Consider the following 24,995-nt stretch of genomic DNA (forward strand, 5'->3'; position numbering starts at 1 on the left):
GGCTTGCGCGCCGTCGGGCGCCCGCTAGAAACGGGGGCAAGCCCGAACCGGGGCAGGGGAGAGTATATGACCGACGCAGCCGCCGTCGCCGATCATGGTGCGGTCTATGAGCCGACCGCGAAGGATATTCGCATGGTCATCGCCGCATCATCGGCGGGCACCATCTTCGAATGGTATGATTTCTTCATCTACGGCACGCTCGCGGCGATCATCGGCAAGGCCTTTTTTCCCAGCGACAACGCCACGCTGGAGGTGCTGCTGGTGTGGGCCGGCTTTGCCGTCGGCTTCGGCTTCCGGCCGCTCGGTGCGGTGCTGTTCGGCTTTCTTGGCGACCGGCTGGGGCGCAAATACACCTTCCTCGTCACCGTCACCCTGATGGGGATCGCCACCGCCGGGGTCGGCATGATCCCCTCGGCCGCAACGATCGGCATCGCGGCGCCGATCATCGTCATTCTGCTGCGCATATTGCAGGGATTGGCGCTCGGCGGGGAATATGGCGGCGCGGCGGTCTATGTCGCCGAACATTCGCCGCCCGAACGGCGCGGTTTCTATACCAGCTTCATCCAGGCGAGCGTCGTCGGGGGTTTCGTGCTCAGCCTGATCGTCGTGCTATCGTGCAAGGCGGCGATGCCCGCCGATGTCTGGGAAAGCTGGGGCTGGCGCGTGCCATTCCTGCTGTCGCTGCTGCTGCTCGCGATTTCGCTGTGGATGCGGCTCAAACTCTCCGAAAGCCCGGTGTTCCAGGCGATGAAGGAAGAGGGGGAGATCGCCAAGAATCCGCTGAAGGAAAGCTTCACCTATCCCGGCAACCCCAAGCGCATCTTCGTTGCGCTGTTCGGGATTGCGGCGGGGCTGACCGTCATCTGGTACACTGCGATGTTCTCCGGCCTCGCTTTCCTGAAAGGCCCGATGAAGGTCGACGATACCGCGGCCGAGGTCATCGTTGGCTTAGCCGCCGCGCTCGGTATGGGATTTTTCATCTGGGCGGGCAAATTGTCGGACCGGATCGGGCGCAAGAAGCCGATCGTCTGGGGCTATGCGGTGACGCTGTTCGTGCTTTTCCCGCTCTTCTGGATGATGGGCTCAGTTGCCAATCCTGCGCTCAAGGAGGCGGCGGCAATGGCGCCAGTCGCCGTGACCGGCAGCCAATGTTCCTACAATCCCTTCGAACAGAAGCAGCAGACGACGGCTTGCGGCCGCACGATTGCCGAACTCACCAAGCTGGGCGTGCCCTATAAGGTGCAGCCGTCGGGAAGCGGCTTCGACAGCGTGAAAATCCATATCGGCGGCCGCGAGGTCGCCAGCGAAGATCCGGCGCTGCTGCGGCCAGCGCTCGAGGCGATGGGCTATGGCTTCGACAAGCAGGTACCGGGGGTCGGCAGCCTCGCGGTGATCCTGCTCGCGCTGCTCGGCCTCAGCGCGCTGTCGGGCTTTACCTATGGCCCCGTCGCCGCCCTGCTCGCCGAGATGTTTCCGCCGCACGTACGCTATTCCTCGCTGTCGATCCCCTATCATATCGGCACCGGCTATTTCGGGGGCTTCCTGCCGTTCATCGCCAGCCTGATCGCCGCGGTGACGGGCAATGCCTATGCGGGCTTGTGGTACACATGGGGCGTCGTGCTCGTCGCGTTCCTGGTCGCCGCCTTCATGCTCAAGGAGCCCGTGCCCGGCGAGTGGGACAAGCGCGCCGCCGACGCCTGAACGGCCATTGGCGGCGGGTTCGTTCCCGGCTAGGGCGAAGCGATGATCGACATTGCTTCGCCGCTCCGGCTCCGTCTCGATTCCGCCGCGCTCGTCCATAACTGGCGCTGGCTGGCCGAACGCAGCGGCCCCGCGGCGTGCGGCGCGGCGGTGAAGGCCGACGGCTATGGCCTCGGCGCTGGCGCCATCGTGCGCCATCTTGCGGCGGCGGGATGCCGGCATTTCTTCGTCGCCACCTGGGCCGAAGCGGCGGCGCTGATGCCCTTGCCTGCGGGCGTGTCGCTATCGGTGCTGCACGGCGTGGGCGTGACCGACATGGTCGCCGCGCGCACGCTGCCCGCGCGTCCTGTGCTCGCGAGCGTCGAACAGGTGGCGCGCTGGCGCGCGGCAGGCGAAGGCCGTCCGTGCGACGTGATGGTCGACACGGGCATGAACCGGCTCGGCCTGCGTGTCGAAGAGGCGCTGGGCGGGGCGCTCGGCGGGCTCGGCATCGTCAATCTGCTCAGCCATCTGGCTTCGGCGGATGAGGACAGCGCGCAAAATGCGCAGCAGCTTGCTGCTTTCCGCGCGGTGCGCAGCGAGATCCCGGCGCAGCGTTACAGCCTCGCGAACAGCGCCGGCATCTGCCTCGGCCCCGACTATGCCTTCGACCTGACCCGTCCCGGGCTTGCGCTCTATGGCGGCTTACCGCGCGGCGAGGCGGCGGGGCAAATCCGGCAGGTCGCTTATCCCGAAACGCGCGTGCTGCAGGTGCGGACTGTCCCGGCGGGCGAAACGGTGGGCTATGGCGCCACCTGGACCGCCCCGCGGTCCACGCGGGTGGCGGTGGCGAACCTCGGCTATGCCGACGGCTATCTGCGCTGCCACGCCGGTACCGGCGGCGCGACATGGGAGGGCCGCGCCCTGCCACTGATCGGCCGCGTCTCGATGGATCTCACCGCCTTCGACGCAAGCGCCGCCGAAGGCATAGGCGAGGGCGACTGGCTGGCGCTTGACTATGACCTGCCGGCAACCGCCGCCGCGAGCGGACTGTCGCAATATGAACTGCTGACGGGGCTGGGCGCGCGGTTTGCGCGCGCGAATGATCATTTTGCCAGGTGCTAGGTGTTGCCGTAAAAAAAGGACGCTCTCACAAAAGAGCGCCCTCAGATTTAGTAAACTTTGGGGTGTTTGGCACGGACTGCGGCCTTGCATTTCATGCAAGGCCGCTGCCGCATCAAATGACTACTACAATCATCAAAATACCTTAGCGGTGAAATTCATGAAGTAGGTGCGGCCGACGAAGTCATATCCGCTGTAAAGCGGAGAATTCCCCAAGCGGTTGAAGACATAAGCCGAAATCTGCGGCGGTTCCTTATCCGTGAAGTTTTTCACGCCTGCCGTTAGAGTGAACTTTTCCAGCTTCCAGCGGATCGACGCCGAATGGGTGAAGTAGTTCGGCGTAGCAAACTGGTAGATGCTGTCGTTGCGATCTTCTCCGACCGCCGCGAAGCTGTCCATTTTACCGACCCAGTTGAGACCGTAATAGAAGCTGACTTTGCCGATGTCATACGTAACATCAAGATCGCCAGTCCACTTCGGATAGTAAATCTCACCATTGTCATCGTCGAGCGGATCGTTAGGATTGATATTACTCGCCTGCTCAAGGTATCGCGTTGCGCTCGCATTCAAACGCAGAGTAGTTTCGCCGATCGGTACGACATAACGCAGGTTGAAGTCGAGGCCCCGAACCTTATTGGTCGCAATGTTGATGAAGGCATTGGTCACCGTGGCGCGGTAGGGATTGGTTCCGGTCGCCGCTTCACGCGTCACCAGCGAGCAGAGCTCACCGCCGTTGGTCCCGGCTGCGAACTGCGGATCATTGTAGCACGACGAGATGATATTGCCCCCGCCGAATTGGGCGACACCATTGTTCACTTCGATATTGAAGTAATCGACCGCCAGCTCGAATTTCCCGACCGAAGCGGGAAGCGGGGGTTGAATAACGGTACCGACGGTCCAGCTCTTCGATGTTTCCGCTTTGATGCCGCTGCCCGCGCCACCCGTCGTCAAAACGCGGACATTTTGGCCAAGAGGCGATCCCGCATTGCCGTCACCATAGTTGCTAGGAAGACCCGCCGCCTGACAGTTCTTGTAAATCGTCGTCGATGGATCGCGGTTGCCATATTGGTAACAGGGATCGACGGTATTCGACAGGAAGCCTGCCGTCGGCGATTGAAATTGTTCTGACAAAGCGGGCGCGCGATACGAGGTGCCGTATGTGCCGCGGAACGACAATGCCGGCAAAGGCGACCAGACTGCGCCGAGCTTGTATGTCCAGCCATCGCCATAGCTGTCATAATCGGTGTAACGCACAGATCCGTTGAGCGACAGCACGTTGAAAAATGGTCGATCAGCGAGAAGAGGAAGGTCGATTTCTCCGAAGACTTCCTTCACGGCGTCTTTGCCCTGCGTGATGCCAGCGGTCGAGAAAGAGTAAAGTTGACCGGTCTGTTGCTCGATGGGCGGCTGGTCGTCGATTTTCTGCCTGCGATATTCGGCACCAAGTGCGATGCCGACATCGCCGCCCGGAAGGGTGAAGAGGCTACCACTTACCTGACCCGAAACCGTCGTTTCCCAGAATTTCGTGGTCCCACCTACCTCCGGAGCAACGAAATCCAGATAACTCTGAGGAATGTCGCCATTGACTACGGCGCCGGTGAGAGCGGGCGCTGCGACGCAGCCGTTGGAGGCGTCACGGCAAACATAACCACCAGCACCGTCCGATACGACATCCATAGCTTGGATCATGCGCGACGTGACGAGCTGTTGGAAAAAATACTGACCCTTGTTGTACGAGGTGCCGAAGTACAGGTCGTATGTCCAGTCTTTGAACGGCAGATTGCCGCGGATGCCGCCGCCGAAGCGGGTGTAATCGACGCGCTGACGGCCACGATAATTACGACTGCTGAACACGCGAACCCCTACGGCACGACCGCCCGACTGGTCGGTTGCACCGATATTGGAAAATTGAAGTTCAGCGGGGATCAGGGGACTTCCGCGCCAATAGTCGATAATGGCCTGAAAGAACGTTGGCTGCGTCGACTCGCGACGAGTAAAAAGACCATCGAAGTAGATTTCGGCGTCACCCAGTGCGTGCAGCTGGAGCGCACCTTCCAGATAGCCGCTGTAGTTGGTAGTCGGCGAAACTAGCGAACGATTAAAATATTTGTCATTGATCGTGTCGCGATTTCCAAGGCCCGAAGATCCACCGCCATTGACGCCTTCCCACCCAGGAACGCTGCCGCCTGCCGCTGGGTTGAAGCGGAAACGGTTGAACGTTCCTAGCGCCGGGTTGCCCGGACCGCCCGCTGCTCCCGCGATGGCGCTGGTACCGATCGTGTTGACTGTCACGCCGTCAACACCGGTGAATCCGGTCGGATAGCACTTGGGTTTGCCCGTACGTGCATCGATATAGTCGCCCGAACCAAAGGGCTGCCCTGGGGCAGAAGCCACATATTCGGTCTGGCAACGTAAATAGTCGTGCGCATCAAATCTGAGAATGTCCCGGTCATAGATTTCGAACGAGCCCGAGATATGAAAGCGATCGCTATTATAGCCACCGATCACGGCCAGACGACGGGTCGTGCCTTGGCCGACTTCTGGAATCGAGACGCCACCATCGAGCGTGAGACCTTTTACCTTGCGGTCGGTGATGATGTTGACCACGCCCGAGATTGCGTCGGAGCCATAAATAGACGACGCGCCGTCCTTCAGGATTTCGATGCGCTCCACAATGGCGTTGGGCAAGACGTTAAGGTCTGCCGAAGCGACGCTGCCGCTGGTGCCGGACGGGGCGAGGCGGCGACCGTTGAGCAGGATCAGCGTGCGAGCCGGGCCGAGGCTGCGGAGTGAAAGGGTGTTGGCGCCCGGGCCGCCGCCGGTGATGAAGCCGGTGAAGGTGTTGTCGATCTGGCGCGCGCCAGCCGTTACCGACGTGCTCTGCAGTACTTCCGAGGTCGAATTGAAGCCTGCCACGGTCGAATCGTCACGGGTCAATACCGTAATCGGCGACGGTGAGTTGAAGCTGTCCCGACGGATGCGCGACCCGGTGACGACGATACCCGAATCCGCTTCGGCGCTCGTTTCATCCGAATCGCAGATACCATTGCTGTTGGCGTCGACGCATTCGGCAGCAGTGTCCTGCGCAAAGGCAGGCTGGCTCACGGAAATTGCTACTGCAAATGCAGCAGCACCCACAAGCAGGTGCGACTTAGTCATAGATAACTCCCCGGTTGCCCGTTCAAAATGCCAAATGAACGGATTGGGCACTAGAAAGACGGAAAGCTGGGCGGGCACAAGCCCCTCAAGGCAATTTTCTTACAGGTTGAAGACGGACGATTGAATCTGTGTCTTTGGCGCAACAGTGGCGCCATGGCGGTCCCTCATCGTGATACTAATTTGCTTATCTTCTTGCGAAAGTTTTGTCTGCATGGGGCTATTTTAAGGGAAAATGATGACGAAATAGAGGTTTCTCTTGAAACTATATTGCGTAACCGCATTTGCGGGTCGCGCGGTCGTCCTTGCGCTACTGCAGCGGGGCGTGCCGAAATCTGCCGTTGATAAATGAAGCAGTCCACGCCGCTGTGGCGGAATCCGTTGCGGCGCCTAGCCGAATCATCACCGCTGACTGCACTTATGTTGCGGCACTTATGTTGCGGCGCGTCATGGATTGATGCTAATGCCGGGCTTTGTCACATCGGCGCCGCGGCAAGCGATCGCGCGCCGCGCCGGAAGAGGAGCCGCCGCAGCATGGCCAAGTCCAAGACGACCGCCGAGGGCGACGTCGTTACGATCAAGAAATATGCGAACCGGCGGCTCTATGACACCGAACGCAGCTGTTACATCACGCTCGACGATCTGGGCGCCATGGTGCGCGAGGGGCGCGAATTTCGGGTCGTCGATGCCAAAAGCGGCGACGATATCACGCACAATGTGCTCACCCAGATCATCATGGACACCGAAACGCGCGGCGAAACGCTGCTGCCGGTCAATTTTCTGCGCCACCTGATCGGCATGTACGGCGACAAGATGCAGTCGATGGTGCCCCAATATCTGGAAGCGTCGATGACCGCGTTCCGCAAGAACCAGCAGGATGTGCGTGCCGCGTTCGAGGGCGCGCTGGGATCGAACCCGCTCGCCGAACTGACGCGCCGCAACATGGAAATGTTCCAGCAGGCGGCGGGCGCCTTGATCCCGGGTGTCGGCGGCGGCAAGGCCAGGGATGCCGAAATTGCCGCGCTCAAGGCCGAAATCGCCGACCTCAAGGCCGAGCTCGCCAAAAAGAAGTGACACATCGGGGCCTCTCCCGCCCCCAGCACAGAAAACAGGACAGATGATCAAGCATGCGCTCAGCGTAACCCGTCAGGCCGACTTCGCGGCCTGGTATCAGGATGTCATTGCCGAAGCCGATCTTGCCGAGGAATCGGGCGTACGCGGCTGCATGGTCATCAAGCCGTGGGGCTATGGCATCTGGGAACGGATTCAAACGGTAATGGACGCCGCGATCAAGGATGCGGGGGTGCAGAACTGCTATTTCCCGCTTTTCATTCCCTTGAGCTTCTTTGAGAAGGAAGCCGACCATGTCGATGGTTTCGCGAAGGAAATGGCGGTCGTCACGCATCACCGACTGATCGGTGACGGCAAGGGCAAGCTGGTCCCCGACCCCGAGGCGAAGCTCGAGGAGCCGCTGATCGTTCGCCCGACCTCGGAAACCGTGATCGGCGCCGCGATGAGCCGCTGGGTGCAGAGCTGGCGCGATCTGCCGCTCAAAGTCAATCAGTGGGCGAACGTCGTGCGCTGGGAAATGCGCACGCGCATGTTCCTGCGCACCAGCGAATTTCTGTGGCAGGAAGGCCATACGGCGCACGCCGACGAGGGCGATGCGACGACCGAGACGCTGCGCGCGCTCGAAATGTACCGCAGTTTTGCCGAGGACGTCCTCGCCATGCCGGTGGTCGCCGGTGAAAAGCCCGAAAACGAGCGTTTTCCGGGCGCCGTCGCGACCTATTCTATCGAGGCGATGATGCAGGACGGCAAGGCGCTGCAGGCCGGCACCTCGCACTATCTCGGCACCGGCTTCGCCGAGGCGGCAAATATCCGCTATCAGGACAAGGATGGCGGCCACAGCCTTTGCCACACGACGAGCTGGGGCGTGTCGACGCGCATGATCGGCGGGGTCATCATGACGCATGGCGACGACGATGGCCTCCGCTGTCCGCCGCGCATCGCGCCGCACCAGATCGTCATCGTGCCGATGCTGCGCGACAATGAAGAGGATGCCGCGATCCTTGATTATTGCCGCGACCTCGAGATGAAGCTGAAGGCGCTCGACGCGTTCCGCGAACCGGTGCGCGTGCTGCTCGACACCGGCGCGAACAAGGCGCAGACCAAGCGCTGGGGCTGGGTCAAGAAGGGCGCGCCGATCATCGTCGAGGTCGGCCCGCGCGACGTCGCGGGCGGCAATGTCGCGGTCATCCGCCGCGACCGATTGTATCAGGAGAGCGGCAAGCTCGACACCGCCTTCGTCGCGAAAGACGCCTTCGTCGCCGACGCCGCGGCCATGCTTCAGGACATCCAGCAGGGGCTTTATGCCGACGCGAAGGCGCGCCTCGACGCCAACATCCGCCGGGACGTCACCGACCTTGCGGCGCATTTCGGCGGTGACGACAAATTCGTCGGCTGGGCCGAGGTGCAATGGTCGCGTCCGACGGGTGCCGCGCTCGAAGGGATCGTTGAGCAGTTGAAAGCGTTGAAGCTGACGATGCGTAACACCCCCCTCGACGCCGCGCCCGCCGACGGCGCCTGCTTCTTCACCGGCGAGCCCGCGGTCGAACGCGTGCTCATCGGGCGGACCTATTAATTGGCAAAGGCGCCGAAGCGGCCGCAGCCGGCGGGTCTGCCCCCGCGCGAGCAGATATTGCGTTTCATCGAGGACAGCCCCGGTGCGGTGGGCAAGCGTGAGATTGCCAAGCATTTCGCGCTGCGCGGTGCCGACAAGATCGCGCTGAAGGCGCTGCTCAAGGACATGACCGACGAAGGCGTCGTCGACATGGCCCCGGGGCGGGCGTTCCACAAGCATGGCGGCCTTCCCAAGGTCACCGTGCTGCGCGTCGCAGCGGTCGAGGGCGATACGGTCTGGGCGGTACCCGACCGCTGGGAAGGGAGCGGCCCGGCGCCGCGCCTTCGCGTGATGGAAAAGGGCCGCAAGAGTGCGCTCGGCGTCGGCGACCGTATCCTTGCCCGCACCGAGGAGCGCGGCACCGGCCATGTCGCGCATCCCATGAAAAAGCTCCAGTCGGGCGGTGAAAGCGTGATCGGCGTGCTCGTTGCCGATACCGGCCCCGGCGGCAAGCCGATGACCTGGCTGCGCCCCGCCGACAAGCGCGCGCGGTTCGACTTCGCCGTGGCGGACATGGGAGATGCGGCAATCGGCGACCTCGTCCGGGCCGAACTGTCGGGACGCGGTCCGGCGACCAAGGCGCGCGTGATCGACCGCATCGGCGACCCTTTCGCGCCGCGCTCGCTCAGCATGATCGCGATTGCGAAGCACGATATCCCGCATGTGTTCGGCGACGAGACGCTCGCCGAGGCCGAGCGCGCAGCGACGCTGCCGCTGACGCCCGAGGGGCGCGAGGATCTGCGCGATCTGCCGATCGTCGCGATCGACCCCGCCGATGCGCGCGACCATGACGACGCGGTGTGGGCGATCCCTGACGAGGATCCCGGCAACAAGGGTGGGTGGAAGGCGATCGTCGCGATCGCCGACGTCAGCTATTATGTCCGCCCCGACGGTGCGCTCGACCGCGAGGCGCGGCGCCGCGGCAACAGCGTCTATTTCCCTGACCGCGTCGTTCCGATGCTGCCCGAAACACTGTCGGCGGGCGTCTGCTCGCTGAAAGCAGGGCAGGACCGCGCGGCGATGGCGTGCCACCTGACCGTCGACAAGCATGGCAAGGTGACGTCATGGCGTTTCACCCGCGCGCTGGTGCGGCTGCGCGCCAACATCGCCTATGAACGCGCGCAGGCGGCCTATGATGCGGACGCGCCCGACGAAGGCTGGGACGCCGACGTGCTGCCGGCGCTCCGCCACCTCTGGGGCTGCTGGACCTTGCTCGCCAAGGCGCGCGCGGCGCGCTCGCCGCTCGACCTCGATCTGCCCGAACGGCAGGTGATTCTCGACGCGCAGGGCAATATCGCCGAAATACGCGTGCGCGAACGGCTCGACGCGCACCGGTTGATCGAGGATTATATGATCGCGGCCAATGTCGCGGCGGCGAAGGCGCTCGAGGCGAAGAAATCGCCGGTGATGTATCGCATCCACGAACCGCCGAGCCGCGAAAAGCTGGTCAGCCTGAAGGAATATCTCGAAAGCTTCGAACAAAGCTTCGCGCTGGGACAGGTGATCACGCCGGCGGTGTTCAACCGCCTGATCGACGGCTTTTCGGGCGACGACCGATTGCCGGAAATCATGGAGGCGATCCTGCGCAGTCAGACACAGGCCTATTATGGCCCCGCCAATGCGGGCCATTTCGGCCTCGCGCTTGGCAGCTACGCGCATTTCACCTCACCGATCCGCCGCTATGCCGATCTGCTCGTCCACCGGGCGCTGGTCGACAGCTATCGTCTCGAAGTGCCCGGCAAGCCCAAGGGCCTGCCCGAGCGCAGCGGGCTCGGCGAGGCCGACCAAAAGGGTTTTTCGCGCATCGGCGAGGCGATCAGCGAGCTCGAACGCCGCGCGATGGAGGCCGAGCGCGAGACCGTCGACCGCTATGTCGCCGCTTATCTCGCCGGCAAGGTCGGCGAAATCGTCCCGGCGCGGATCACGGGGGTGCAGCCGTTCGGCTTCTTCGCGACCGTCGATGGCCTCGGCGGCGACGGGCTGGTGCCGGTCTCCATGCTCGGCAGCGAGCGGTTTTTCTACGACGAAGCCGCGCGGACGCTCGACAGCGAGCATGGCCGGGTCAGCTACAGCGTCGGCCAGCGGCTCGAGCTCAGGCTGATGGAGGCGAACCCGGTCAGCGGCGCGCTGCGTTTCGAGTTGCCCGACACGCCCGAAGGCGGCTTCCGCAATCGACCGCCGCGCCGTGACGGCGTGAAGAAGGCGGGCAAGCATATGGTCGGTAAACGCGGACGGCCGGGCAATATCCGCCATCAAGGCAAGCGCCGGTAATCGTCCCTCGTCACTGCGAGGAGCGCGGCGACGAAGCAATCTCCAGCCTGAAACCTTCCGCAACGCGGAAAGCCGGAGATTGCCTCCTTGCTTTCGGCTCCTTGCGCCGACGAAGCTTATGGCACCGTTGCCAGCCGCTGCAGCAACGCCGCGCTCTCGGCATCGGCAGGAAAAAAGGCCTCGATCGCGAGTTCGGACAGGGTGATGTCGACGGGCGTCCCAAAGATCGTCACGGTCGAGACGAAGCCGATCCGCCCGGCGGCAGTGTCGACGATCAGCGGGACCGCGATGCTGCTCGCGGGCGGGGCGGGCTGATCGCCCGGCCGCGCGGGATAGCCGGCGATTTCGTCGCGCAGCGCGGCGAGCCCGGAATCGGCGCTCGCCTCGATCTGCTGATCCAGCCGGTGCAGGATATGCGCGCGCCATTCGGCATGGTTGACGATCTGCGGCGCCAGCCCTTCCGGATGGAGCGCGATGCGCAGCACGTTGACCGGCGGCTCGAGCAGGGCAGGGGACACGGCCGCGGTCAGGATCGCGATGGCATCGTTTGCGGCGACCATGTTCCAGTGCCGGTCGACTGCAAGCGCTGGATAGGGCGCGTGCCCTTTCAACACATGGTCGACGATGGCCTTCATCCCGGCCATTTCGGGGCTGTCGAGCGGGCGCTCGCGATAGTCGGGGGCGTATCCGGCGGCGAGCAGCATCGCGTTGCGCGCTCGGTGCGGTACCTCCAGGCAATCGGCGATGCGCTGGATCATCGCGGCGCTCGGCTTCGAGCGTCCGGTTTCGATGATACTCAGGTGGCGGGTCGAAATCTCGCTGTCGAGGGCGAGGTCCATCTGACTCATCCGGCGCCGCGCGCGCCATTCGCGAAGCTGCTCGCCGAGCGGCACCATCTGCATCGCCTGTCTCCTTTTGCCTCTGGGTAGCGATGGCGGCGCGCGATTTCCATTACCTGCCGCGTAATCGACGCGATGACGTCGCGGCGCCATTCAAGACGGGTTCGAAAGGAGAATCCGTCATGTCCTATTTCAATCTCAAGAACAGCCTCGTCATCGATGCGATTACCTGCAGCATCCTGTTCCTGGCGTGCGTGTTCGCGACCGCGCCGGTCGCGGCGCTGCTCGGTCTGCCGACCGGGCTTGTCGCGGCCGCAGGCTGGATCGGGTTGCCGTCGGCGGCGCTGATGCTGTTCGTTGCCGGGCAGAAGAACCCGAGCCGCACGCTCGCCAATCTGATCGCCATCGGCAATCTCGGCTGGGTCGCGGCGAGTTTTGCGATGCTGGCGATGTTCGCGGGCCAGATGAGCTGGACCGGTATCGCAATCCTGATCGTGCAGGCGATTGTCGTTCTCGAACTCGCGCTGTTCGAAGGGAAGGGCGCAGCAGCGCTCCCGCGCGCTGCGGCGGCCTAACTAAGCGCGTCGAGCCGGGCGAGGTCGATTGCGCCCGGAACCAGCATCACCGGGCATGGCAGCGTTCCCGCGTCGTGCCCGGTGAAATGCGCCACCAGCGGTCCCGGCGCTCCGCTCGCGGCGGTGGCAAGGACGAGCGCCGCTATCTCGTCGTTCGCGCCGATCACGTCGCGCACGATCTCGGCGGGCTTGCCCGATTTGACCATGATCTGCGGCGTCACATTCGCTTCCTGCGCGATCGCATCGGCGGCGGCGGCGACCAGTTCCTCGGCATGCTCGCGCGCTTCGGCCTCGATCGTCGCCTGGACACCGCCGAAAGCTACGAAATCCTGCGGCGGCACGATCGCCAGCACCATCACGCCGCCGCCCGTGCGCGCCGCGCGCCGCGCCGCAAAGCGTAGCGCCAGCGTCGCCTCCGGACTGTCGTCGATAACCACCAGATAGGTGCGCATGCCCCGGCCCCCGCTATGCCTTTTGCGGGCGGACAGTGCGTCACATTCGTATGAAAGGCAAGTTCCGCCCGATAGACCTTGACCCGCGATGCGCTTATGACGAGGACGAATCCGTAGCGGCAGGCCTGCGCCTGCGAGACTGACAGGGACAATAGCGACGATGCCGATTGAACTGAAGATGCCCGCCCTTTCGCCGACGATGGAGGAAGGGACCCTCGCCAAATGGCTGGTGAAGGAGGGGGACAGCGTCCAGTCAGGTGACCTTTTGGCCGAAATCGAAACCGACAAGGCGACGATGGAATTCGAAGCGGTCGATGAAGGCACGATCGCACAAATCCTGATCCCCGAAGGCACCGACAATGTGAAGGTCGGCACCGTGATCGCCGTTATCGCCGGCGAGGACGAGGATGCGGGCAGCACCAAGGTTGCGCCTACGCCTGCACCTGCACCGGCGCCTGCCGCCAAGGCCGACCCCGCGCCTGCTCCCGCGGCTGCACCCGCTCCGGCGCCGACCGCCGCCCCGGCCCCTGCCGCGCAGGGCGAGCGGATCAAGGCGAGCCCGCTCGCCAAGCGCATCGCCGCCGACAAGGGCATCGATCTCACCGCGCTGACCGGCAGCGGACCCGGCGGCCGCATCGTCAAGGCCGACCTCGAAGGCGCTGCTGCGTCGACCGCCGCCCCGGCAAGCGCGGCCGCGCCCAGCCCCGCGCCCGCCGCTGCGCCCGCCCCCGCGCAGCCGTTCGAAACCGACATTCCGCACAGCGCGGAAAAGCTCAGCAATATGCGCAAGACGATCGCGCGCCGCCTGACCCAGTCGAAGCAGGAGGTGCCGCACATCTATCTGACGGTCGATGTCCAGCTCGACAAATTGCTCAAGCTGCGCGGCGAACTCAACGCGGCACTCGAGCCGCAGGGCGTCAAGCTCAGCGTCAACGACCTGCTGATCAAGGCGCTGGCAAAGGCGCTGATCCAGGTGCCGAAATGCAATGTCAGCTTCGCCGGCGATCAGCTCATCAGCTACGAACGCGCCGACATTTCGGTCGCGGTCAGCGTGCCGGCTGGCCTGATCACCCCGATTATCGTCGGCGCCGACGACAAGTCGGTCAGCAAGATTTCGACCGAGATGAAGGAACTTGCGGGCCGCGCCAAGGAAGGCAAGCTCCAGCCGCACGAATATCAGGGCGGCACCGCCAGCCTGTCGAACATGGGCATGTTCGGCATCAAGCAGTTCGAGGCGGTCATCAACCCGCCGCAGGGCATGATCATGGCGATCGGCGCGGGCGAGAAGCGGCCTTATGTGGTCGACGACGCGCTCGCCATCGCGACCGTGATGTCGGCCACGGGCAGCTTCGACCACCGCGCCATCGACGGCGCAGACGGCGCGCAGTTGATGCAGGCGTTCAAGCAGATCGTCGAAAACCCGCTCGGACTGGTGGCGTAACATGGCTGAAAATTACGACCTCATCGTCCTCGGCTCCGGCCCCGGTGGTTATGTCGCGGCGATCCGCGCGGCGCAGCTTGGGTTGAAGACCGCGATCGTCGAGCGCGAGAATCTGGGCGGCATCTGCCTCAACTGGGGCTGCATCCCGACCAAGGCGCTGCTGCGCTCGGCCGAGATCTTTCACTATATGAGCCACGCCAAGGATTATGGCCTCGCCGCCGCGAGCATCAGCGCCGATCTCGATGCGGTGGTCAAGCGGTCGCGCGGCGTCGCGAAGCAGCTCAATCAGGGCGTCACGCACCTGATGAAGAAGAACAAGATCGCGGTCCATATGGGCGACGGCCAGCTCGCCGGTGCGGGCAAGGTCGAGGTGAAGGGCGACAAGGGCAGCGAGACGCTGACCGCCAAGCATATCATCGTCGCGACCGGCGCCCGCGCGCGCGACCTGCATTTCGCGCCCGCCGACGGCAAGCGCATCTGGACCTATCGCCATGCGATGACCCCGGCCGAAATGCCCAAGAAGCTGCTCGTCATCGGATCGGGCGCGATCGGGATCGAATTCGCGAGCTTCTACAACGATATGGGCGCCGAGGTGACGGTCGTCGAAATGCTCGACCGCATCGTCCCTGTCGAGGATGCCGACGTGTCGAGCTTCCTCGAAAAATCGCTCAAGAAACAGGGAATGACGATCCTGACCGGCGCCGGTGTCGAGGAGTTGAAAGCAACCGCGAGCGGCGTTTCGGCGAAGATCAAGACGAAGGACGGCAAGGTTCAGGCGGGCGACTACAGCCATGCGATCGTCGCCATCGGCATCGTTCCCAACACCGAAAATATCGGCCTCGAAGCGCTCGGCGTCAAAACGACGAAGGGGCATATCGACACCGATCCCTATTGCCGCACCAATGTGAAGGGCCTGTGGGCGATCGGCGATGTCACCGCGCCGCCGTGGCTCGCGCACAAGGCCAGCCACGAAGGCGTGATCGCGGCCGAGGCGATTGCGAAGGAACTGGGCAACAAGGACGCGCACCCGCATCCGATGGATGCGAAGAACATCCCCGGCTGCACCTATTGCCACCCGCAGATCGCGAGCGTCGGGCTGACCGAGGCGAAGGCCAGGGAAGCGGGCTATGACGTCAAGGTCGGCAATTTCCCCTTCATCGGCAACGGCAAGGCGATCGCGCTTGGCGAGGTCGAAGGGTTCGTGAAGACCGTGTTCGACGCCAAGACCGGCGAACTGCTCGGCGCGCATATGGTCGGCGCCGAAGTGACCGAGATGATCCAGGGCTATACCGTCGGCAAGACCGCCGAACTGGTCGAACAGGATTTCATGCACACCGTCTATCCGCACCCGACGATCAGCGAGACGATGCACGAAGCGGTGCTCGGCGCCTATGGGCGGGCGCTGCATATCTGATCGCGCTTGAACCCGTCGATCCTTCACTATTCGCGCGGCGGCAATAGCGGGAAGGCCTTGCTCTTCCTTGCCTTTGCGGTCGTGGCTTTCGTTGTGGCCGGGTTGATGTACGACGACGCCCACGCCCCGCCGCCGCCGCCAGTGCCTCTCGCCGGCGGCTTGTGGCCCGCGCCGGCGCCACGGCGCGATCCGCTGGCACCGTTGCATATGATCGTGCTGATCGGGGCCGGATGCGGCTGCCTCTTCTATGCGGCGTTGCGGCCAGGATCGAGAACGGGCGCCTCTATTCCGATCTGCTGCACGATGCGGGTATCGGGTCGCTCGATGCGCGCGACATCACGCAGCTTCTCGTCGACCGCGCCGATCGCCTTCCGGGCGACCTCTCCGTATCGGTTGGATTGGGGGCGCGTTTCCGGCACGGACTCTATCTCGCCTATCGCACCGATCAGGGACCGGGCGTGCTGCGGTTGATGGACAATGATGTCGACGGCGGCACCGAACAATTGCGCCGCTTCGCCACCTATCTTGAGGCATGGCGAAAGCCCGCCGACGATCGGGCGAGGCAAGCCTGATCGTGGCGCAACCACCGGCGCGTTTGCGGAACAGGGCGGTCATCGTCGTGATGCTTGCTGTCGCGGTGCTGGCGCTCGGCCTGTTGACTCGCGCCGATCATGTCACGGCCCTTGACGCCGCGATCGCGCGGCATCTTACCTGGCCCGATGGCGCCGGTCCGCCGCCGCTGATTGCCTTCATGCAGGCGATAAGCTGGATCGGCGGCGGTACGCCGCGCTGGGTGCTGGTCGGCCTGATCGCGGCGGCGGTGCGCTATTGGGGCGGGCGGCGTCCGGCGCTGGCGATCGTGGCTGCGGTGTTGTTCGCCAACATCGCATCGAGCCTGCTCAAGGCCGCCTTCGATCGCCCGCGCCCCGACCTGATCGCGCATCTCGATCATGTCAGCAGCGCCTCCTACCCCAGCGGCCACGCCACCAGCGCGGCGGCGCTCTACCTGACGCTGGCACTGCTCGTGCCGCCGCGATGGCGGCGACAAGCATGGACCCTCGCGGTGCTGATGATCGGCCTCACCGGCCTCTCGCGCATCATGCTCGGCGTGCATTGGCCGAGCGATATCGTCGGCGGCACGCTGCTCGGCGCGGCTTTCGCGCTGGCGGCCGCGTGGTGGGCGCGTTCGGAGCCCGCCGGGCCGGCATGACCGCTCGACAGCGCCGTCCAAGCGGCTAGGTTGGAATGATGGCACAAGGCACGCACGACTTCGTCCCCGATCCGCGCAACGACGCGATCCTCATCAACGTCAACGGCGCGCTCGTTCCGCGCGCCGAAGCCAGCGTGTCGGTGTTCGACAGCGGCTTCATGCTTGGCGACGGAGTGTGGGAGGGGATCCGCGTTCACCGCGGCCGCATGGCGTTTCTCGACCAGCATCTCGATCGGTTGTGGGAGGGCGCAAAGGCGATCGCGATGGACATCGGGATTTCGCGCGAAGCGCTCGAACGGCGGCTCTACGACACGATCGATGCCAACCGGATGGACGCGTGCCATATCCGCCTGATGGTGACGCGGGGGATCCGCTCGACCCCCTATCAGGATCCGCGCGTGATCGTTTCGCCCGCGACGATCGTCATCATTGCCGAACATAAGGACCCACTGCCCGCGACGGTCGAAAAGGGGCTGTCGCTCTTTACCGTCCATGTCCGCCGCGGCGATCCCGCGGTGCAGGACCCGAAGCTCAATTCGCATTCCAAGCTCAACTGCATCACCGCCTGCATCCAGGCGGCGCAGGCCGGCGCCGACGAGGGGCTGATGCTCGATCCGCACGGCTTCGTCGCGACCTGCAATTCGACCCATTTCTTCATCGTCCGCAAGGGCGAGGTGTGGACGTCGACCGGCGATTATTGCCTGGGCGGGATCACGCGCGGCAACGTCATCCGCATCTGCCGCGACAACGAAATAGCGGTCCATGAACGGAATTTTTCGCTGACCGATGTCTATGGCGCCGACGAGGCGTTCGTGACCGGCACCTTTGCGGGCGTCGTTCCCGCGCACACGATCGACGGGCGCAAGCTGACCGATGGGCGCGGGCCGATGGTCGAACGCCTGCAGGGCCTCTATCGCGCGCTGATCGAGGCCGATATCGCGGCGCGGGGACGACCGTGACCGATTGCGTCCGCATCGCCATGTGGTCGGGGCCGCGAAACCTGTCGACCGCGATGATGCGCAGTTTCGGCAGCCGAGCCGACAGCTTCGTCACCGACGAACCCTTTTACGGCGCCTATCTGCGGCAAACCGGCGACCCGCAGCCGATGATGGAGCAGGTCATGGCGTCGATGGACTGCGACTGGTACAGCGTGGCGCGCACCCTGACGGGGCCGAATCCCGCCGCCACGCCGATCTGGTATCAGAAGCATATGGCGCACCATATGGTCGGCCCGATCGCGCATCACGATCTGCCCGGGCTTCGCCACGCCTTCCTGATCCGCGACCCGGCGCGCGTCGTCGCGAGCTATGCGGCCAAGCGCGTGATGGTCCGCCCCGACCATCTCGGCACTGCGCGCCAAGTCGAGTTTTTCGACCGCGAGGCCGACCGGCTCGGCCATGCGCCGCCGGTGATCGACAGCGCCGACATATTGCGCGACCCGCCGGCGATGCTGCAGAAATTGTGCGCAGCGCTCGGCATCAGATGGGACCCCGCCATGTTGCAGTGGCAACCCGGAATCCACGCCACCGACGGCATATGGGCGTCGCACTGGTATGATGCGGTTGCGGCCAGCACGGGCTTCGGTGCGCCCGACAAGGCTGCAGTGCCGCTATCGCCCGAGGCGCAGGCCGTCGCGGATGCGTGCCGCACCGACTATGCCTATCTTGCGCACCATAAAATCGCCGCCTGACACAAATTTCGCTGTCCTACAGGGGCGCCTTTTGCCATCAAGTCTGCGGGCAGCAACAGAGGGTGGACGCGCGATGCAATCCAGTGTGAAGTTCGGCAGTTTTCTGCGAGGAATCGCGATCGGTGCGGCGGCGATTTTTGCCGTTGGGACAGCATCGGCGCAGGACGTGGCGGCGCCGCAGAAGACGGTGATCACCGCGGCACGCTATCTCGACGTGCTGACCGGCAAGACCGTCGAGCATCCCGCTATCTTCGTCGGGCCAGACGGGCGCATCACTGGCATCGCCGATGCGCGCACCGTGCGCTGGGGCTCCGACGTCCGGCAGATCGACCTCGGCGACCGCACGCTGTTGCCGGGCTTCATCGACATGCACGTCCACCTGACGTCGCTCGCCGAAGTCGGCGGCTATCAGGGGCTGCGCTACACCGACAGCTTCTGGACCGTCGTCGGCGTCGCCAATGCGAAGAAGGTACTCGACGCGGGCTTTACCACCGTGCGCAATGTCGGGTCGGCCGATTTTGAGGATGTCGGGCTGAAGCAGGCGATCGAGGGCGGTTTCATTCAGGGACCGCGCATCATTCCGGCGGGGTGGGCGATCGGCGCGACCGGCGGCCATTGCGACAGCGGCGGGCTGCCGCCGTCTATGGACCGCAAGGAGGCGTCGGTGATCGACAGCCCCGAAGAGGCGCGCGCGAAGGTACGCTGGCTGCACAAATATGGCGCGCGCGTCATCAAGATCTGCGCGACCGGCGGCGTCTTTTCGCTCGGCGACAGCGTCGGCGCGCAGCAACTGACCTTCGACGAGATGAAGGCGATTGCCGACGAGGCGCATATGCTGGGGCTGAAGGTCGCGGCGCACGCGCATGGCGACGACGGGATCAAGACGGCGATCCTTGCCGGCATCGATACGATCGAACATGCCAGCCTTGCGAGCGATGCGGCGATCAAGCTCGCCATCGAACACAAGACCTGGTTCGACATGGATATCTATAACGACGATTATATCCTCGCGACCGGGACCGCCAACGGCACCGAACAGGAAAGCCTCGACAAGGAAAAGGCGATCGGCCTTGCCCAGCGCCAGACCTTCCAGCGCGCTGTGAAGGCGGGGGTGCGGATGCTGTTCGGCACCGACGCCGGCGTCTATCCGCACGGCGATAATGGCAAGCAGTTCGCAAAGATGGTCGAGTGGGGGATGACCCCGCTCCAGGCGATCCGCGCCGCGACGGTCAGCGGCGCCGAAGCGCTCGACATGACGAACGACCTCGGCGCGATCGCGGTCGGTCGCTACGCCGACATCATCGCGGTCGATGGCGACCCGCTCACCGATGTGACTCGGCTTGAGCATGTGGCCGCGGTCGTGAAGGGCGGCGTGCTGGTGAAGGGCGAATAATCCGCCCTTGGGGAAAGGGACTATACGACCAGCTTGTCGATCAGGGCTTCGCGCATCGCGGGGGTGAAATTCAGCACCGCCTCGGCATAGCTCGGAATATCGCCATGATCGCGGCGCACCGTCGCCAGCGCGGCGTCGAGATAGGCGGGATTGACCGACATCAGCGCGCGCACCGCCTCGTCCTTGATCTCGGCGCCATAGCGGGCACGGATGTGTGCGGCACCCTGCGCGATGCGTTCCTCGATCTTACCCGCCGTGTTGGTAAGCAGATAGTCGTGCATCAGGTCATCCTCGTGCACACCGACGAGCCGGTGGACGATCGCGACTGCAAAGCCGGTGCGGTCCTTGCCGGCGACGCAGTGCACCAGGCTGGGCGCGTCATATTCGGCGAGCGCCGCCAGATAGAGGCGCAGCGTCGCGACGAGCGCCGAGCGATAGGGCATGCCGGCATAGGTGTCGATCATTCGCGCCCGTGCCGTCTCGACATCGATCGCGCCGCCCGCCGCCTGAAGATGCGGTGCCAGGCCGGCGGTGACGCCGCCCGCAAACAGGACGCGCGCCGAAAAATTGTCGGAGCGGCGACAGGGATGCATTTCGCGCTCGTCGTCGCCGCGCAGGTCGATCACGGTTTCGAGGCCCAGCGCATCGACTGCGCCCAGATCCTCGTCGGTCGCCTGTTCATGGTGCGCCGAACGCCAGAGCAGGCCCTGCCGCAGCCGCCCGCCATCCTCGACCGCATAGCCGCCATAGTCACGGAAATTATGGATGCCCGAAAGCGGCAGGACGCGGTCGGCGATCATGGCTATTCTCCGGTAAAGACGGGTGCGCGCTTTTCGACGAAGGCGTTGATCGCCTCGCGGTTGTCGGCTGTTTCGTGGACGATCGCCTGATAGGCGGCGCTGAGTTCGAGGATGTCGCTCATCCGGCTGTGTTGCGCCTCGCGGAGCAGCCGCTTGGTGAGCCGCAGCGCGCGCGGCGGGTTGCACACGATGCGCTCGGCGATCGCCACCGCACGGTCGAGCAGTTCGGCATCGGGGACGACTTCGGTGACAAGCCCATAGTCCTTCGCCGTCTGCGCGTCGAAGCGGTCGCCGGTCAGGAAGAGTTCGGCCGCGCGCGGATAGCCGAGGACGCGCTGAAGCAGCCAGGCGCCGCCGTCGCCGGGAACGATGCCGACCTTGATGAAGCTGCAGGCGAACTTGGCGCTCTCCGCCGCGATACGGATGTCGCAAGTGCAGGCAAGGTCACAGCCGAGGCCGACAGCATGGCCGTTGACCGCAGCGATCATCGGGATTTCGCAATCCATCAGCGCGCGGATCACCGCCTGCACGCCGCGGCGATAATTGGCGCGGGTCGAATCAGGCTGATCGAGCACGCCGATCCCCTTGCGATCCTGCATCGACTTGAGATTGCCGCCCGCGCTGAACGCCTTGCCGCTGCCCGTAAGGATGATCGCGCTGACGCTGCGATCCTCGCCCAGCGCGCGGAGCGTGTCGACGATATCGTCGCAGTCGGCATGGGTGCCGATGGCGTTCATGCTCTCGGGCTTGATCATCGTCAGGATGGCGATCTTTCCCCGCCGCTCGACACTCAGAAATTCGCCCATCATCACGTCTCCTGTACCGCGCACAGGCTACGCCCCGCGGTCTGTTCTGGCAAGTTGCAGATGGCGTCGCCGGGCGCGGATCGGCGCCCGGTCGCCGCATCGGTTCAGCGGACCGCGCCTCCGCTGCGCAGCGCGGCGATCCGCTCGGCATCATAGCCGAGTGCGGCAAGCACCGCGTCGCCGTCGGCGCCCACCGCCGGGGCGGGACGCGGCGTGTCGGCCTTCGTCGCCGAATAGCGCGGGGCAGGGGCGGGCTGGGTGGCGCCGCCGACCGAGAGGAAGGTTTCGCGCTCGACATTGTGCGGATGCTGCGGCGCCTCTGCGAGCGAGAGGACGGGAGCAAAGCACACGTCGGTCATTTCCATCAGCGCGCACCATTCGTCGCGCGTCTTGGTCGCGAACAGCGCTGTCAGCTTGTCCTTGAGCGGTTCCCACTGCGACGGGTCCATCTGCGCATCGAAGGCGGGATCGGCGTCGAGCCCGGTCTTTTCGCGCAGCAAGGCATAGAATTGCGGCTCGATCGAGCCGATCGAGATGAACTTGCCGTCGGCGCACGCATAGGTGTCGTAGAAATGGGCGCCGGTATCGAGCATGTTGACCCCCGGCTCGTCGCGCAGCCGGCCCATGGCATAGAAGCCCCAACTCATCCCCGCCAGCAGCGCCGACCCGTCGGTCATCGCGCAGTCGATGACCTGACCTTCGCCGCTCTTCGCGGCGTGGAGCAGCGCGCTTGCCATGCCGAAGGCCAGCATCATGCCGCCGCCGCCGAAATCGCCGACGTAGTTGACCGGCGGCACCGGCTTTTCCCCCGCGCGCCCAACGGTGTGGAGGACGCCCGACAGTGCGATATAGTTGATGTCGTGTCCCGCCGCCTGCGAATAGGGGCCATATTGGCCCCAGCCGGTCATGCGTCCGTAGACGAGCCTGGGATTGTCGGCGAGCAGCACATCGGGGCCGAGCCCCAGCCGCTCCATGACGCCGGGACGATAGCCTTCGATGATGCCGTCGGCGCTCTTGCACAGATCGCGCGCGATCGCGACCGCCTCGGGATTTTTCATGTCGAGCGCGATCGAGGTGCGGTTGCGCGACAGCGGATCGCGCGGGTCCATGAAACCGCCGGGACGATCGATGCGGATCACCTCCGCACCATGGTCGGCGAGCATCATCCCGCAATAGGGGCCGGGACCGATCCCCGCAAATTCGATGATCCTGATGCCCTTGAGGGGTCCGGCCATGTCGTGTCTCCCATGCCTGCATCGTCATTGCGAGGATCCCGGACTTGATCCGGGGGACGCTGCAATCCAGGGGGGCGTAAACTCCCTGGGTTGCTTCCCCCGGCTTTCGCTGGGGGATCGCATTGACGATGATTGTCTTAGATGCGTTCGATGATGATGGCCGGTGCCATGCCGCCCGCGGCGCACATGGTGACGAGGCCATAGCGACCGCCCGAGCGTTCGAGTTCGTCGAGGGCGGTGCCGATCAGGATCGAACCGGTCGCGCCGATCGGGTGGCCGAGCGCCATCGCGCCGCCGTTGATGTTCACCTTTTCGCGATCGAGGTCGAGGTCGCGGATGAACTTTTCGGCGACCACCGAAAAGGCTTCGTTGATTTCCCAGACGTCGATGTCGTCCTTGGTCAGCCCGGCCTTTTCCAGAACCTTCTTGGCCGCCGGAACGGGGGCGTTGAGCATCAGCGTGGGATCGTCGCCAATATTGGCATAGGCGACGACGCGGGCGCGGGGCTTCAGGCCATGCTTGTCGGCATAGTCCTTGGACGTCAGCAAGATCGCGGCGGCGCCGTCGACCACGCCCGACGAGTTGCCGGCATGATGGAAATGCTGGATTTCAAGGTCGGGATAGCGGCGGTTGATCTGCTTGCGGAAGGTGAAGCCGCCGCCCATGTCAAAATCGGCGAGCGCGGCAAAGCTGGGCTTGAGCGACGCAAGGCCCTCCGCGGTGGTTTCGGGGCGCGGGAACTCTTCATGGTCCAGCGCAACGCTGCCGTCCGGGTTCAGGACGGGCACGACCGACTTGTTGAAGCGGCCTTCCTTGATCGCCCTGTCGGCGCGCTGTTGGCTGACGAGCGCGAGCGCATCGAGCGCTTCGCGGCTGATGCCTTCGATCGTCGCGATCGCGTCGCCGCAGATGCCCTGGTGCGACTGCGGGTGGATGTCGTCGAGCGCTTCGTGGCCCGATCCCATCAGGCGCGGCGGCAGTCCCGCGTTCGCCTGCTCGGCGGCAAAGGCGGTGGTGTAGCTCATCATTTCGGTGCCGCCGGCGATGACGCAGTCTTCCATTCCGCTCATCACGCTCGCCGCGGCGAAATTGACCGAGCTGATGCCGCCGCCGCAGAAGCGGTCGAGCGTCGTTCCGCTGGCCTTGGTGTCGTATCCCGCCGACAGCGCCGCCATGCGGCCAAGGTCGCCGCCCTGCTTGCCGTTCTGCGACGAGGTCGACCAGACGATATCGTCGACCGTTGCGGTGTCGAGATGATTGCGGTCGCGGATCGCGGCGAGGACGGTCGCGGCGAGATGCTGTGGGTGAAGATGCGACAGCGCGCCCTTGCCGGGCTTGCCGATCCCGCGCGGGGTGCGGACGGCGTCGATGATATAGGCTTCGGCCATGATGATGTTCCTTCCTTGAAAGTCTTGACGAGGGGCCATGCGGCCATCCCGAGGTTTACCGGGGCGCCATGCGGATGGCGCCGTCGAGGCGGACGGCCTGGCCGTTGAAATAGGTGTTGCGGATCATTTCCGTCGCCAGGCTGGCATATTCCTCGGCCTTGCCGAGCCGCTTGGGGAAGGGGACCGACGCTTCGAGGCTTTCCTTGACCTTGGGGTTCATATTGCCGAGCAACGGCGTACCGAACACGCCGGGCATGATCGAATTGACCCGGATGCCGAGGTCCATCAGATCGCGCGCCATCGGCAGGACGAGGCCGTTTACCCCGGCCTTGGCCGACCCGTAGATGACCTGACCGATCTGCGCGTCCTGCGCCGCGACCGAGGCGGTGAAGATGATTGCGCCACGTTCGCCGTCTTCCAGTTCGGGCAATGTCGCCATGCCTTCGGCCGCGATCGATCCGATCCGGTAGCTGGCGGTCAATATGCCCGCGACGCCATATTCATAATCGGCGGTCGGGGTCCGGCGAAATTTGCCCGTTTCCTTGTCATAGGCGAGCGTCTTGCCGCGGCGCGACGTCATCGCGCAGTGGACCGCGATGCGTTCCTGACCATGAGCGGCGCGCGCCTTGGCAAAGCCGTCGAGAACCGACTGTTCGTCGGTGATATCGACATGGACGAACAGGCAGCCGATCGAATGCGCCACCTCTTCGCCCAGCGCGTCGTTGATATCGAAGATCGCGACCTTCACGCCTGCGGCGGCAAGCGCTTCGGCGGTTGCGCGGCCAAGACCGGACGCGCCGCCCGTGACGACGGCCGCGGTCGAGGAATCGAGTTTCATGG

The 24,995-nt window shown here is 64.5% G+C and carries 21 protein-coding genes; 13 read left to right on the forward strand and 8 right to left on the reverse strand.

Annotated features, from left to right (window positions below; genetic code table 11):
* The first annotated feature begins 66 nt into the window (after positions 1–66).
* Both MU856_RS05630 and alr read left to right on the forward strand, forming a co-directional pair.
* A complete protein-coding gene (locus tag MU856_RS05630; RefSeq protein ID WP_062902337.1) occupies positions 67–1,701 on the forward strand; it encodes an MFS transporter in 1,635 nt (544 codons plus the stop codon).
* A gap of 42 nt (positions 1,702–1,743) precedes the next feature.
* Positions 1,744–2,805: an alanine racemase gene (gene alr, locus MU856_RS05635; RefSeq protein WP_263588550.1), complete on the forward strand. Its 1,062-nt coding sequence runs from the start codon at positions 1,744–1,746 to the stop codon at positions 2,803–2,805.
* A 132-nt stretch (positions 2,806–2,937) separates the two neighbouring features.
* Here the strand turns inward: alr and MU856_RS05640 are convergent, their stop codons facing one another.
* Positions 2,938–5,961 (reverse strand): TonB-dependent receptor domain-containing protein, encoded by a 3,024-nt coding sequence (locus MU856_RS05640; protein ID WP_263588551.1) that lies wholly within the window; start codon positions 5,959–5,961, stop codon positions 2,938–2,940.
* Between the two features lie 531 nt (positions 5,962–6,492).
* On the opposite strand from MU856_RS05640, the gene phaR reads away from it, so the two are divergent.
* Genes phaR through MU856_RS05655 form a run of 3 tightly spaced genes read left to right on the forward strand, consistent with a single transcriptional unit; the run spans position 6,493 to position 10,912 of the window.
* Positions 6,493–7,032 carry a polyhydroxyalkanoate synthesis repressor PhaR gene (gene phaR, locus MU856_RS05645; protein WP_263588552.1) on the forward strand — a complete coding sequence of 180 codons (540 nt, stop codon included), beginning with the start codon at positions 6,493–6,495 and terminating at the stop codon, positions 7,030–7,032.
* 43 nt (positions 7,033–7,075) lie between these two features.
* A complete protein-coding gene (proS, locus tag MU856_RS05650; protein ID WP_263588553.1) occupies positions 7,076–8,602 on the forward strand; it encodes a proline--tRNA ligase in 1,527 nt (508 codons plus the stop codon).
* On the forward strand, positions 8,603–10,912 hold the full coding sequence (locus MU856_RS05655) for a ribonuclease R family protein (protein ID WP_263588554.1): 2,310 nt from the start codon (positions 8,603–8,605) through the stop codon (positions 10,910–10,912). It abuts the gene before it with no gap.
* A 116-nt stretch (positions 10,913–11,028) separates the two neighbouring features.
* Here the strand turns inward: MU856_RS05655 and MU856_RS05660 are convergent, their stop codons facing one another.
* Positions 11,029–11,814 carry a helix-turn-helix domain-containing protein gene (locus tag MU856_RS05660; protein ID WP_263588555.1) on the reverse strand — a complete coding sequence of 262 codons (786 nt, stop codon included), beginning with the start codon at positions 11,812–11,814 and terminating at the stop codon, positions 11,029–11,031.
* A gap of 119 nt (positions 11,815–11,933) precedes the next feature.
* Between MU856_RS05660 and MU856_RS05665 the strand changes: the two genes are divergently transcribed.
* Positions 11,934–12,326: a hypothetical protein gene (locus MU856_RS05665; protein WP_263588556.1), complete on the forward strand. Its 393-nt coding sequence runs from the start codon at positions 11,934–11,936 to the stop codon at positions 12,324–12,326.
* On the opposite strand, the gene MU856_RS05670 is transcribed toward MU856_RS05665, so the two are convergent.
* On the reverse strand, positions 12,323–12,778 hold the full coding sequence (locus MU856_RS05670; RefSeq protein WP_003051267.1) for a universal stress protein: 456 nt from the start codon (positions 12,776–12,778) through the stop codon (positions 12,323–12,325). The genes MU856_RS05665 and MU856_RS05670 overlap by 4 nt on opposite strands.
* A gap of 160 nt (positions 12,779–12,938) precedes the next feature.
* Between MU856_RS05670 and MU856_RS05675 the strand changes: the two genes are divergently transcribed.
* From MU856_RS05675 to MU856_RS05705, 7 genes are all read left to right on the forward strand, one after another.
* Entirely contained in the window at positions 12,939–14,219 is a 1,281-nt protein-coding gene (locus MU856_RS05675) for a pyruvate dehydrogenase complex dihydrolipoamide acetyltransferase (RefSeq protein WP_062902345.1), read from the forward strand.
* Between the two features lies 1 nt (position 14,220).
* On the forward strand, positions 14,221–15,633 hold the full coding sequence (gene lpdA / locus MU856_RS05680; RefSeq protein WP_263588557.1) for a dihydrolipoyl dehydrogenase: 1,413 nt from the start codon (positions 14,221–14,223) through the stop codon (positions 15,631–15,633).
* A gap of 230 nt (positions 15,634–15,863) precedes the next feature.
* Entirely contained in the window at positions 15,864–16,205 is a 342-nt protein-coding gene (locus MU856_RS05685; RefSeq protein ID WP_062902347.1) for a hypothetical protein, read from the forward strand.
* A complete protein-coding gene (locus tag MU856_RS05690; RefSeq protein ID WP_263588558.1) occupies positions 16,166–16,843 on the forward strand; it encodes a phosphatase PAP2 family protein in 678 nt (225 codons plus the stop codon). Before MU856_RS05685 ends, MU856_RS05690 begins: the two co-directional genes overlap by 40 nt.
* A gap of 35 nt (positions 16,844–16,878) precedes the next feature.
* A complete protein-coding gene (locus MU856_RS05695) occupies positions 16,879–17,802 on the forward strand; it encodes an aminotransferase class IV (protein WP_202988277.1) in 924 nt (307 codons plus the stop codon).
* The gene (locus MU856_RS05700) at positions 17,799–18,533 is read left to right on the forward strand and encodes a sulfotransferase family protein (RefSeq protein WP_082819948.1); all 735 of its coding nucleotides are present in this window, start codon (positions 17,799–17,801) and stop codon (positions 18,531–18,533) included. Before MU856_RS05695 ends, MU856_RS05700 begins: the two co-directional genes overlap by 4 nt.
* A 73-nt stretch (positions 18,534–18,606) precedes the next feature.
* Positions 18,607–19,926, forward strand: a complete 1,320-nt coding sequence (locus MU856_RS05705; protein ID WP_082819949.1) for a metal-dependent hydrolase family protein — start codon at positions 18,607–18,609, stop codon at positions 19,924–19,926.
* Between the two features lie 20 nt (positions 19,927–19,946).
* Here MU856_RS05705 and MU856_RS05710 read toward each other — a convergent pair whose 3' ends face one another.
* From MU856_RS05710 to MU856_RS05730, 5 genes are all read right to left on the reverse strand, one after another.
* Positions 19,947–20,726, reverse strand: a complete 780-nt coding sequence (locus tag MU856_RS05710; protein WP_062902350.1) for a tyrosine-protein phosphatase — start codon at positions 20,724–20,726, stop codon at positions 19,947–19,949.
* A gap of 2 nt (positions 20,727–20,728) precedes the next feature.
* Positions 20,729–21,532 (reverse strand): crotonase/enoyl-CoA hydratase family protein, encoded by an 804-nt coding sequence (locus MU856_RS05715; protein ID WP_062903196.1) that lies wholly within the window; start codon positions 21,530–21,532, stop codon positions 20,729–20,731.
* A gap of 104 nt (positions 21,533–21,636) precedes the next feature.
* Positions 21,637–22,767 (reverse strand): CaiB/BaiF CoA transferase family protein, encoded by a 1,131-nt coding sequence (locus MU856_RS05720; RefSeq protein ID WP_062902351.1) that lies wholly within the window; start codon positions 22,765–22,767, stop codon positions 21,637–21,639.
* Between the two features lie 137 nt (positions 22,768–22,904).
* Positions 22,905–24,155, reverse strand: coding sequence for an acetyl-CoA C-acetyltransferase (locus MU856_RS05725; protein ID WP_062902352.1), 1,251 nt, complete (start codon positions 24,153–24,155; stop codon positions 22,905–22,907).
* 55 nt (positions 24,156–24,210) lie between these two features.
* A complete protein-coding gene (locus tag MU856_RS05730) occupies positions 24,211–24,993 on the reverse strand; it encodes an SDR family NAD(P)-dependent oxidoreductase (protein ID WP_263588559.1) in 783 nt (260 codons plus the stop codon).
* Between the last annotated feature and the right edge of the window lie 2 nt (positions 24,994–24,995).

This window comes from Sphingopyxis sp. GC21, assembly GCF_025727575.1.
Classification (GTDB): domain Bacteria; phylum Pseudomonadota; class Alphaproteobacteria; order Sphingomonadales; family Sphingomonadaceae; genus Sphingopyxis; species Sphingopyxis terrae_A.

Excerpts from the sequence above, each read along its gene's own strand:
- MU856_RS05630 (WP_062902337.1), top strand. The coding sequence starts at position 67 with ATGACCGACGCAGCCGCCGTCGCCGATCATGGTGCGGTCTATGAGCCG.
- alr (WP_263588550.1), top strand. The coding sequence starts at position 1,744 with ATGATCGACATTGCTTCGCCGCTCCGGCTCCGTCTCGATTCCGCCGCG.
- MU856_RS05640 (WP_263588551.1), bottom strand. The coding sequence starts at position 5,961 with ATGACTAAGTCGCACCTGCTTGTGGGTGCTGCTGCATTTGCAGTAGCA.
- phaR (WP_263588552.1), top strand. The coding sequence starts at position 6,493 with ATGGCCAAGTCCAAGACGACCGCCGAGGGCGACGTCGTTACGATCAAG.
- proS (WP_263588553.1), top strand. The coding sequence starts at position 7,076 with ATGATCAAGCATGCGCTCAGCGTAACCCGTCAGGCCGACTTCGCGGCC.
- MU856_RS05660 (WP_263588555.1), bottom strand. The coding sequence starts at position 11,814 with ATGCAGATGGTGCCGCTCGGCGAGCAGCTTCGCGAATGGCGCGCGCGG.
- MU856_RS05665 (WP_263588556.1), top strand. The coding sequence starts at position 11,934 with ATGTCCTATTTCAATCTCAAGAACAGCCTCGTCATCGATGCGATTACC.
- MU856_RS05670 (WP_003051267.1), bottom strand. The coding sequence starts at position 12,778 with ATGCGCACCTATCTGGTGGTTATCGACGACAGTCCGGAGGCGACGCTG.
- MU856_RS05675 (WP_062902345.1), top strand. The coding sequence starts at position 12,939 with ATGCCGATTGAACTGAAGATGCCCGCCCTTTCGCCGACGATGGAGGAA.
- lpdA (WP_263588557.1), top strand. The coding sequence starts at position 14,221 with ATGGCTGAAAATTACGACCTCATCGTCCTCGGCTCCGGCCCCGGTGGT.
- MU856_RS05685 (WP_062902347.1), top strand. The coding sequence starts at position 15,864 with ATGCGGCTGCCTCTTCTATGCGGCGTTGCGGCCAGGATCGAGAACGGG.
- MU856_RS05690 (WP_263588558.1), top strand. The coding sequence starts at position 16,166 with ATGGCGAAAGCCCGCCGACGATCGGGCGAGGCAAGCCTGATCGTGGCG.
- MU856_RS05695 (WP_202988277.1), top strand. The coding sequence starts at position 16,879 with ATGATGGCACAAGGCACGCACGACTTCGTCCCCGATCCGCGCAACGAC.
- MU856_RS05705 (WP_082819949.1), top strand. The coding sequence starts at position 18,607 with ATGCAATCCAGTGTGAAGTTCGGCAGTTTTCTGCGAGGAATCGCGATC.
- MU856_RS05710 (WP_062902350.1), bottom strand. The coding sequence starts at position 20,726 with ATGATCGCCGACCGCGTCCTGCCGCTTTCGGGCATCCATAATTTCCGT.
- MU856_RS05715 (WP_062903196.1), bottom strand. The coding sequence starts at position 21,532 with ATGGGCGAATTTCTGAGTGTCGAGCGGCGGGGAAAGATCGCCATCCTG.
- MU856_RS05720 (WP_062902351.1), bottom strand. The coding sequence starts at position 22,767 with ATGGCCGGACCCCTCAAGGGCATCAGGATCATCGAATTTGCGGGGATC.
- MU856_RS05725 (WP_062902352.1), bottom strand. The coding sequence starts at position 24,155 with ATGGCCGAAGCCTATATCATCGACGCCGTCCGCACCCCGCGCGGGATC.
- MU856_RS05730 (WP_263588559.1), bottom strand. The coding sequence starts at position 24,993 with ATGAAACTCGATTCCTCGACCGCGGCCGTCGTCACGGGCGGCGCGTCC.